The 9,751-nt window shown below is 44.6% G+C and carries 7 protein-coding genes and 1 pseudogene; 7 read left to right on the top strand and 1 reads right to left on the bottom strand.

Going from position 1 to position 9,751, the window contains the following annotated elements; all coding sequences use genetic code 11:
* The first annotated feature begins 134 nt into the window (after nucleotides 1-134).
* Both H6F66_RS20415 and H6F66_RS20410 read left to right on the top strand, forming a co-directional pair.
* Entirely contained in the window at nucleotides 135-449 is a 315-nt protein-coding gene (locus H6F66_RS20415) for a hypothetical protein (protein ID WP_190424683.1), read from the top strand.
* A 145-nt stretch (nucleotides 450-594) separates the two neighbouring features.
* Entirely contained in the window at nucleotides 595-1,398 is an 804-nt protein-coding gene (locus H6F66_RS20410) for a type I restriction-modification system subunit M N-terminal domain-containing protein (RefSeq protein ID WP_199295505.1), read from the top strand.
* Nucleotides 1,399-1,462: 64 nt separating this feature from the next.
* Here H6F66_RS20410 and H6F66_RS27825 read toward each other — a convergent pair whose 3' ends face one another.
* On the bottom strand, nucleotides 1,463-1,654 hold the full coding sequence (locus H6F66_RS27825) for a hypothetical protein (protein ID WP_199295504.1): 192 nt from the start codon (nucleotides 1,652-1,654) through the stop codon (nucleotides 1,463-1,465).
* On the opposite strand from H6F66_RS27825, the gene H6F66_RS29485 reads away from it, so the two are divergent.
* The 5 genes and pseudogenes from H6F66_RS29485 to H6F66_RS20390 all read left to right on the top strand — a co-directional run bounded on the left by H6F66_RS29485 (nucleotide 1,565) and on the right by H6F66_RS20390 (nucleotide 9,556).
* A complete protein-coding gene (locus H6F66_RS29485) occupies nucleotides 1,565-1,978 on the top strand; it encodes a hypothetical protein (protein WP_347269413.1) in 414 nt (137 codons plus the stop codon). The two genes, H6F66_RS27825 and H6F66_RS29485, sit on opposite strands and share 90 nt — an antisense overlap.
* Entirely contained in the window at nucleotides 1,959-2,264 is a 306-nt protein-coding gene (locus H6F66_RS20405; RefSeq protein ID WP_190424697.1) for a hypothetical protein, read from the top strand. Before H6F66_RS29485 ends, H6F66_RS20405 begins: the two co-directional genes overlap by 20 nt.
* Before the next feature lie 286 nt (nucleotides 2,265-2,550).
* Nucleotides 2,551-2,700: pseudogene (locus H6F66_RS20400) on the top strand (IS1 family transposase); the annotation flags it as partial.
* Nucleotides 2,701-2,930: 230 nt separating this feature from the next.
* On the top strand, nucleotides 2,931-8,930 hold the full coding sequence (locus H6F66_RS20395; protein ID WP_190424681.1) for an AAA family ATPase: 6,000 nt from the start codon (nucleotides 2,931-2,933) through the stop codon (nucleotides 8,928-8,930).
* The gene (locus H6F66_RS20390) at nucleotides 8,927-9,556 is read left to right on the top strand and encodes a response regulator transcription factor (RefSeq protein ID WP_190424679.1); all 630 of its coding nucleotides are present in this window, start codon (nucleotides 8,927-8,929) and stop codon (nucleotides 9,554-9,556) included. The genes H6F66_RS20395 and H6F66_RS20390 overlap by 4 nt, the downstream gene beginning before the upstream one ends.
* Nucleotides 9,557-9,751 lie beyond the last annotated feature (195 nt).

Genomic DNA, 9,751 nt, shown 5'->3' with positions numbered 1-9,751 from the left:
AATTACTGGGGTAAGCTTTACTCATAACGCTCTCTCAGTGCTGTGTACTACATATTCGCAGCTTACACTGAGTGAGCTTTTTTGCTATCTAACCGACTTTTAAAACATCCTCTAAGATAAGGAGTATTGGGGATTTGATTGCAATTGCTCCTAAATTGGAGTATCAACTAACTCTTGAAAATTTGAAGAGAAAGTTACAGCTTATTTTGTTCTCTTTTGAAAGAGCTGTAAATCAAGATTTGACTCACTTTATTAAATTGGGTAAAATTATGGAGCGACTGAAGATAGCGTTAGCTCAACACATTAATAAGCCTTTTTATTTGATAAACATAATTATTCCAGTTTGTTATCAAGCTAAGATATCAATTCCTCAATTATTTTTAGAAAACTTGGATTCACTGAGTAAAATTTTACTTAGTAATTTTAAAATTGATTATAGCCTTAGCTAAACTAATTTTTAAGTTTTAAACACGCCTGGGAAGGTGATTTCGGAAGCCTTGGTTACGCGAATACTAAGAAAATAGTTCCTGAAGCAAAGCATAGCTAGCTTAGAATGGTATTCGGTCAACTCCCGAATCTTGAGGAAATCAATCTGTGCCACGTCGCAGCAAGCAGCAGCCCACTAAATCCATCAAATCAACTGAGCAAACTGAACTGAAATTCCCCGCACCAGAAGATGAAAAGCTAGAGGTGTCGGCGATGGAGACGTGGCTGTGGGATGCGGCGTGTACGATTCGCGGTACGACTGACGCGCCGAAGTTCAAGGATTTCATTCTGCCGTTGGTGTTCTACAAGCGCCTCTCGGATGTGTTTGATGATGAGTTTCCTCGTCATGTGGAGGAGTTTGGGGATGAAGAGACTGCCCATGAGGTGATTGAGGCTGACCATAAGGATGCCATAGCGACAGGATGCAAAGACCGGATGGTGCGCTACTACATCCCGGATGAGTATCGTTGGGAGAGAATTCGCAATCACGGTGAGGAAGGGTTGGGGGAGTTTATCACGACTGCGACTCGGAAAGTGACGGAACTCAACCCGGAACTCAAGGGTGTGCTGGATATTAAGGACTACAACGAAACTCAAAGCGGTCAGCGGACTCTGGGGGATGACCGTTTGGCGGCATTAGTGGAGGTGGTGAGTCGCCATCGGTTGGGGTTGAAAAATACGAGTCCCGATGTGTTTGGGGATGCCTACGAGTATCTGCTGCGGAAGTTTGCGGAAGGGCAGGGGCAGAGTGCGGGGGAGTTTTTGACGCCGCCAGAGGTGGATTGGTTGATGGCGGAAATTATTGATCCTGCGCCCTACACTACAATCTATGACCCGACTTGTGGTTCGGCGAGGCTACTGATCAAACCGCGTTTGGTGTTTGAGCGCAATTACCCCGACCAGAAAAGCTAAGCGCCTAAACTCTACGGTCAGGAACTCAATCACACGACGGGTAGTGGTAAACAGGTAGTGATATTCAATGCTCAAAGCCTTGTACGGTAGGGGGTAAAAGTGGATTTATCACTACTTCTATACCACTACCCACACGACGTTCGCGATCGCCAAGATGAATGCGGTCATCTACGATTTTCGCGATTCGAGTTTGGAAATTGGTGACACGTTTCTTAATCCCAAGTTTGTGGAGACGGGTAAGGGGTTGATGCGCCATGATTACGCGGTTGCTAATCCCGTGTGCTATTTAAAGTCACAAATTTTGCGTCAAATGAGACGGTTTAAGAATGCTGATTTTAGCCATCCAGAGAATCTTATTCCCTGTTCTCAAGACATTTTGTCTAATCTGAAGTGCTGGATTTGGGTTCATTCTGACGAGGAAAAGATACAACCAAGTTTAAGGGAGAGGATACAGTTAGCGTTTGACCATCCTGAGCTAGTAAGACGGTTTGGTTGTTTATTTTTGGGAGAAAGTGACAAGTTGATTAAAACGATCAAACTTGTCTCGGAAGATTATCTTAGTGGACAATGTGGATTTTGATAGTAAAACCAGTTTTATCGGCGTCAATCTGAACGAGATAAACTTTACCTTAGCTGCGCTCATTCAAGAGTCGGCGCTGGGGCAGGCGAGAATTATTAATCTAGAACGGAAGCGCCCAATTCTTGCTGCTTTCTTGAGGATCAGCTGCGATTACGGGCCCTCATTCCCCCGCTTCTTTTTCTGGTGCCTTGCCGTCATCATTTTCTTCATTTTGGCGTATAACTTTCTCCCAGCCTCTCTAGTTAGAGCGGACAACCTGATCCCTTCTGGGGGGATTGTGGGATAGCTTTTATTTCTCTGCGACAACCTTCACCTCTCTCTCGTCTAACCTTCAGGCGGGTTCTGTTTTGGCGAAGATTTTGGTACTTGTCGAGGCGGCGATTGGCTACCTAATGACCAAGTTGCTGGTGGCGATTCTGGTGAAAAGAACGATCCGAGATTAGAGGAAGCGCGCTTTTTTACGCCGAACAAGGCGGGGCAAAACGGCAGTCAAAAACGCTCAAAGCGTTGCAGAGCACGGAGATTTTTCGGCGAACGGATTTGAGAGCGCTGGTCTTCTAAAGGGAGCTTTCGATGTACAGCGATTGATTCACAATTGGGTAAGACCGCATTGGGGGCTAACAAAAAATACGACTCCTGCAATGGCAATGGGATACTGCCAACGCCTGCTATCAACGCATGAATTGTTGACCAAGCCAGGATTTCATTCCATCACCTGTTAGCGAACCAGTGCCAAATTCTGACGGCAAGCAGGCACAACCTGGCACTAATTAAGATACGTTTACCCTGGCAAGGAGGATAAATTTCTCATCTAAGAATGTTGGAATGATCCAGAATGGCTGGAAAACCTAAAGAGGGGATTCAAGCTATAAGTGTGAGGAAGTATATTCATGAAGCGCGCCTGTCTGACAGGCGTTAACTCAGCTCATGAAATTCATTGGGAGAGAGTTCAATGATTGCCATACCTGGAATTGCCTTCCATCGCAAAATCTATGAGAGTTCAGTATCTCTAGTGTATCGGGGCATCCGAGTGCAAGATGAGCGATCGCTCGTAGTTAAGCTACTCAAGCAAGATTATCCCTCTCCCCAAGAACTGACACGCTACAGGCAAGAATATGAAATTACCCGTTCTCTCAACCTGGAAGGCGTTGTTAAGGCATACAGCCAGCAAGACTATCAACGCACACTCATCATTCTCTTAGAAGATTTTGGTGGAGAGTCTCTAGAGCAATGGATGCACAAGCAACCAGAGACTTTCTGTCCCATGCCTTTAGCTACTTTTCTACCGCTTGCGATCGACCTGACAAACATTCTAGGCAGAATCCATGCCGCCAATGTCATTCATAAAGATATCAATCCAGGAAACATCGTTTTCAATCCAGATACTGGCGTTGTTAAAATTATTGACTTTGGGATTGCTACCCAATTTAGCCGTACAAATCCGACGTTCAAGAGCCATTATGGTTTAGAAGGAACTCTTGCCTATTTGTCTCCAGAGCAAACCGGGCGGATGAACCGTTCGCTCGATTATCGCACCGATTTTTACTCGCTTGGTGTGACGTTCTACGAACTTCTAACTGGACACCTGCCGTTTCCAACAACGGACATCCTTGAGCTAGTTCATTGTCATATTGCCAAACGCCCTGTTCCGCCCCATGAACTGAATGCAACGATTCCCAAACCTGTTTCAGATATGATTTTGAAACTGATGGCGAAAAATGCTGAAGAGCGTTATCAGAGTGCTTGGGGTATCAAAGCAGATTTAGAAACAGGTTTTTGCCAGTTCGCAGAAACAGGTCAAATTGACAGTATTCAAATGGGTATTCAAGACGTTTGCGATCAGTTTCAAATTCCACAAAAACTGTATGGGCGCGAAGCAGAGATTGAAGCATTATTAGCAGCGTTTGACAGAGTAGCAGGAATGGGGAATGAACAATTGAGACTGAAGAATGAAGAAAATTCTGAATTCAAAGTCGAGATGATGTTGGTCTCTGGCTACGCTGGGGTTGGGAAATCAGCATTAGTGCAGGAACTCTACAAACCTATTACTGCAAAGCGCGGTTATTTTGTATCTGGTAAGTTTGACCAATTTGGGCGCAATATTCCCTACAGCGCGATCGCAGATGCTCTGCAAAAATTAGTGCAGCAATTGCTCAGTGAGCCAGATGAGCATCTGCAACAGTGGCGATCTCAGCTTTTAACAGCTTTGGGAACCAACGGACAAATTATCATTGATATCATCCCGGAAATTGAGTTAATTATCGGCAAGCAGTCGCCCATACCAGAAGTGGGAGCAACTGAAGCTCAAAATCGCTTTCATCGAATCTTTGGGCAGTTTGTGCGGGTGTTTTGTTCAGAATCACATCCCCTGGTGATCTTCTTAGATGATTTGCAGTGGATAGACTCAGCCACGCTGAAGTTAATCGAGTTGATGCTGCTGGATGAGCAAACCCAATCCCTATTTTTGATTGGAGCCTATCGAGATAATGAAGTAAATCCAACGCATCCATTAGCATTAATGCTAGAGAGACTGCGAAAACAAGGGGCAGTACTTCAGGAAATTACCCTAACACCATTAACGCTTGAACCGTTAAGTCAGTTGATTGCCGAGACGCTACATCGGAATGCAGACACCGTTTGTCCATTAGCTGAGTTAGTTTTGCGTAAAACTGAGGGTAATCCGTTCTTTGTCAGTGAATTTTTGAGAATGCTGCATAGCGAAAATTTATTGACCTTTTATGCTGAAGGCTTAAGCTGGCAGTGGAACATAGCTCAGATCCAAGCCCAAGATATCACTGATAATGTTGTGGAGTTGATGCTTCACAAGTTGAATAAACTACCAGAAAATACACAGCAAATTCTCCGGTTAGCTGCTTGCATCGGCGCTGAATTTAATTTAGATACTCTATCGATTGTTTATGATAAACCACCTGAAACGGTTTTTCAAGATTTACTAACAGCCATACAAGTTGGATTAATTCAACCACTATCTGAATTAGATGAAAATTTGTTAATTCAAGAGTATAAGTTCTTGCACGATCGTGTGCAGCAAGCCTCATACACCTTAATCGATGAATCACAAAAACAAATTGTTCATTTACAAATTGGTCGCAATCTCCTCGGAAAAACTTTGCCAGAGAGACTATCAGACCGACTGTTTGAAATTGTCGATCATCTTAATCATGGAATTGAGCTTGTCACAGATCAACTAGAACGCAATGAAATTGCTAGATTGAATTTAATCGCAGGACAGAAAGCAAAAGCTGCGATCGCCTATAGTATCGCTAAAAAATATTTAGCCACATCAAGAGTTTGGCTAGCAGCTTCTAGCTGGCAAACAAACTATGACTTGACATTAGATTTATATTTAGAAACAACAGAAGTCGCGTATTTGTGTGGCGATTTTGAGCAGGTAGAATCCTGGGTAGTGGTTGTTCTGCAAGCAGCCAAAACGGTTCTCGACATCGTGAAAGTTTACGAAGTCAAAATTCAAACTGACATCGCGCAGAACCAGCCATTAGAAGCAATCAACACTGGATTGCAAGTTTTGCAGCAACTGGGAATCAGTTTTCCTGAAACGCCAACTCAGTCAGACATTCAGCTTGAGCTAGACACAATCACATCACTCATTGGCGAGAAGCCAATCGAGGACTTGCTCCATTTGCCGGAAATGACCGAACCGGACAAGTTGGCGGCGATGCGAATCTTATCAAGCATCACGATCGCTGCCTATGTTGCGGCTCCTGATTTGATGCCTCTGCTTGTGTCTAAACAAGTAAACTTATCAATTCAATCTGGTAATGCTGTTTTATCTCCCTTTGCCTATGCCTTTTACGGATTAATTCTTTGTGGAAGGAGCGGGAACATTGAGATTGGGTACGAGTTTGGACAGCTTGCGCTAAATCTATTGTCACACCTTAATGTTCATTCTCTCAGAGCTAGAACATTACTTATTGTGAACAACTTTATTATTCATTGGAAACAGCATATTAGAAACACAGTCCAGCCCTTGCTAGAAGCCTACCAAAGAGGTTTAGAAGTTGGAGATTTAGAGTTTGCTGCTTATTGTGCTCATTGTTATTGCTTCCAATCCTACGTAATTGGAAAGGAACTCGTAGAAGTTGAGCGCGAGATGACAAAATACAGTGAAGCAATTCGTCAAATCAAACAGAAAACGGTACTAACCTGGAACCGAATATATCAGCAGACGATCGCAAATTTGATGGGCTTTTCGGTCAGCCCAACTCGTCTAGTTGGCGAATTCTACAACGAAGAAAAGGGGTTGCCGCAACATGAAGCAACAAATGATGGAACGGCAACCTTTGATGTCTATTTCTATAAACTTTTCCTGTGCTACCTATTTTCTGAGTATGCTCAGGCAGTTAAAAACTCAACCATAGCAGAACGTTATTTAATCCGAATAACAGGCACACCTCTTGGTCCTTTTTACTATTTATATGATGCGCTGGCAAGACTCGCCATATACTCTGAATGCGGTACTCAAGTGCAAAAGGAGCTCCTTAAAAAAGTTACGGTTAGTCAGGATAAAATGAAGCAATGGGCACAGTATGCGCCAATGAATTGTTTGCATAAATATCATCTGGTGCAAGCAGAGATTGCACGAGTTCTAAGTCAGTGGTTTGAAGCAGAGGAATTCTATGAACAAGCAATTCAAGGAGCGAGGGAAAATGAATATATCCAGGAAGAGGCGTTAGCTTATGAATTAGCCGCCAAACATTACTTATCTCGTGGTAGAGAAAAGTTTGCCCAACTCTACATGAAGGAAGCCCACTACTGCTATGAGCGATGGGGTGCAACAGCAAAGGTCAAAGATTTAGAAACTCGCTATCCACAGTTTTTTCCTCAGTCGTCCAGTGTGACTTCCACGCCAATTCGCACTACTGCTGGAACTACCTCGAATACTCCAAATATCGCTTTCGATTTAGCGACGGTGATGAAAGCATCACAAGCAATTTCAAGTGAAATTGAACTGGAGCAGTTGCTCAGTTCTCTAATGCAGATTTTAATTGAAAATGCAGGTGCACAAACTGGATGCCTGCTTTTGGATAACTCAGGAGCATGGGCGATCGAAGCTACTTGTGAATTTAATGATGGTGAGCAGGTTTGTGCGACACGAGTGCTACAATCAGTTCCAATCGCAAATCGTCTACCCGAATCAATCCTTCAGTATGTGATACGGACTCATGAAGCTGTCATCTTTAATGATGCAACTCGTGAAGGAAATTTTATCAACGATCCATACATTCAACGCAACCAAACTCAGTCACTGCTCTGTTTGCCACTGCTGAATCAAAGCAAGCTCGTTGGCGTGTTGTATCTAGAAAATCAATTAGCGGCTGGAGCCTTTACACCCGATCGATCGCAAGTTCTGAATTTACTATCCACTCAGGCAGCGATCGCGATCGAAAACGCCAAACTCTACTCAAAGCTCCGCGCGAGCGAAAGTCAGATGGCTCAGTTTTTAGAAGCGGTTCCCGTAGGAATTGCCGCCATTGATGCGACGGGTCGCCTTTACTATGCCAATCAATGGGGCATTCATCTCATGGGCAGAGAAATTGATCCTGCCGTACCGCCGGATCAAATCGCAGAGGCTTATCAACTTTATGTGACGGGAACGGATCAAATCTACCCTACTGAAAAAATGCCACTCATCCGGGCGTTGAACGGCGAACGCACTACGATTGATGACGTAGAAATTCGCCAAAATAACCAAACGATCCCTGTTGAGGTGTGGGGCACTCCCGTCTTTGACGAACAGGGCAATGTAGTTTATGCGATCGCAGCCTTTCAAGACATCACTGAGCGCAAACAAGCAGAGAAACTGCTAGCCGGCTATAACCGAACATTGGAACAACGAGTAATTGAGCGGACTTTGCTGCTTTCGCAGGAGATTGGAGAGCGCCAACGAATTGAAAACGCCCTGCGTCAGAGTGAAGAGCAACGCAGGCTGACAATGGATTTCACCCACATCGGCAGTTGGAACTGGAATATCGTGGAGAATACAACAAACTGGAACGATAACCACGCTCGATTGCTGGGGTTGGTCCCAGGTGAAGTTGAGAGTAGCTATCAGGCATGGCGTGATCGCGTTCATCCAGAAGATATTCATCGGATTGAGCAAGCTGTTACAGCAGCTCTAGCAACTCATACCGATTTTGAAGCTGAATACCGAGTGATTTACCCAGATAATAGTATTCACTGGCTAGTTGGCAGAGGTCGAGGCATTTATAACCAAGCCGGACAGCCAGTGCAAATGTTGGGGGTAATTCTGGATATTAGCGATCGCAAACTCGCCGAAGCTGCCTCGATTCTGGAAGAACGCAACCGCATGGCGCGAGAAATTCACGATACATTGGCACAGTCCTTCACGGGCATTATCATTCACGCTAGATCTGCTGCTAGCAAGATAACGGTAGACGCCCAAAAAGCTCAAGCTTACCTGGCTCAAGTACAAAACTTAGCCCGAACTGGACTCACGGAGGCACGCCGCTCTGTAGAGGCGCTACGCCGTCCATACTTATTAGAAAATAACGATCTGTTAAGCGCTTTCAAGCAACTGGCAACCCAGTTAGAATCATCCTCTGGTACGACAATTATGTGTGAAGCCATCGGTATTCCCTATCCACTACCCTCGGAGGTGGAGAATAATCTGCTCAGGATTGGACAGGAAGCCTTGACTAATGCACTGAAGTACGCAAGAGCAACCGAAATTCGCGTTGAACTGATATATCAGTCCACGCAGTGCAGATTACGAATTAAGGACGATGGACAGGGATTTCCCATTGATCGTTCTTCTAGCCACAATGGCTTTGGTTTATTAGGGATGTCAGAACGTGCCGATCGCATTGGGGCACAACTCCAGATCCAGAGCACTCCTGGACAAGGAACAGAAATCGCGGTGTCCGTAAATCAGCAGGAAAAACCATCATGAGTCAATCTAATGCCATTCGTGTTCTGGTTGTAGACGATCACCCGGTTGTGCGTCAGGGCTTGGTCGGGATGCTAGAAGAAGTGCCAGATATTCTTGTAGTTGGACAAGCTGGAAATGGTCAGGAGGCACTTGCTGTCTTTCGTCAAGAACAGCCAGATGCAACTTTGATGGACTTGCGGATGCCCCATATGGATGGAGTCGCTGCGATTACTGCCATCTGCACCGAGTTTCCTGCTGCTCGGATTATCGTATTGACGACTTACGAGGGCGATGAAGACATTTATCAGGGGTTACGAGCAGGAGCCAAAGGATATTTACTCAAAGATGCTGAGCCAGAAGAATTGCTGGCTGCTATTCGCGCTGTTCACAAAGGACAGAAGCACATTCCACCTCAGGTAGGTGCCAAACTCTTAGAGCGCATGACGAGTCCAGAATTGAGCGATCGCGAGTTAGAGGTACTTCAACTCATTACAACGGGCAAGAGTACCCAAGTCATTAGCAAGGCTCTACATATTACTGAACGCACTGTCAACTTTCATATCAATCATATTTTAAGTAAGTTGGGTGTAGAGGATCGCACTCAAGCGGTGATCGTTGCATTAAGGCGAGGCATTGTTAGCTTGTAGCGTCATACCTGTTAAATTTGTCAGGTTATCAGTTGCCTAATTTGTCAGCTTATATTCTGAAGTTTTTCTCAGCGACAAAATCGACTTAACTCTCTAAATTGAGAGTATGCAACAGATAACACAGAGGTATTGATTTACCCAATTTTGAAAGATGTTTTATAGCAATCATCTGTCTCTACCTGCTGCACTCCTTTC

It is taken from the genome of Trichocoleus sp. FACHB-6, from assembly GCF_014695815.1.
GTDB classification, from domain to species: domain Bacteria; phylum Cyanobacteriota; class Cyanobacteriia; order Cyanobacteriales; family FACHB-T130; genus Funiculus; species Funiculus sociatus.
Note: the sequence above shows the minus strand (reverse complement) of the source record. Positions and strands in the feature narration are given on the sequence as shown.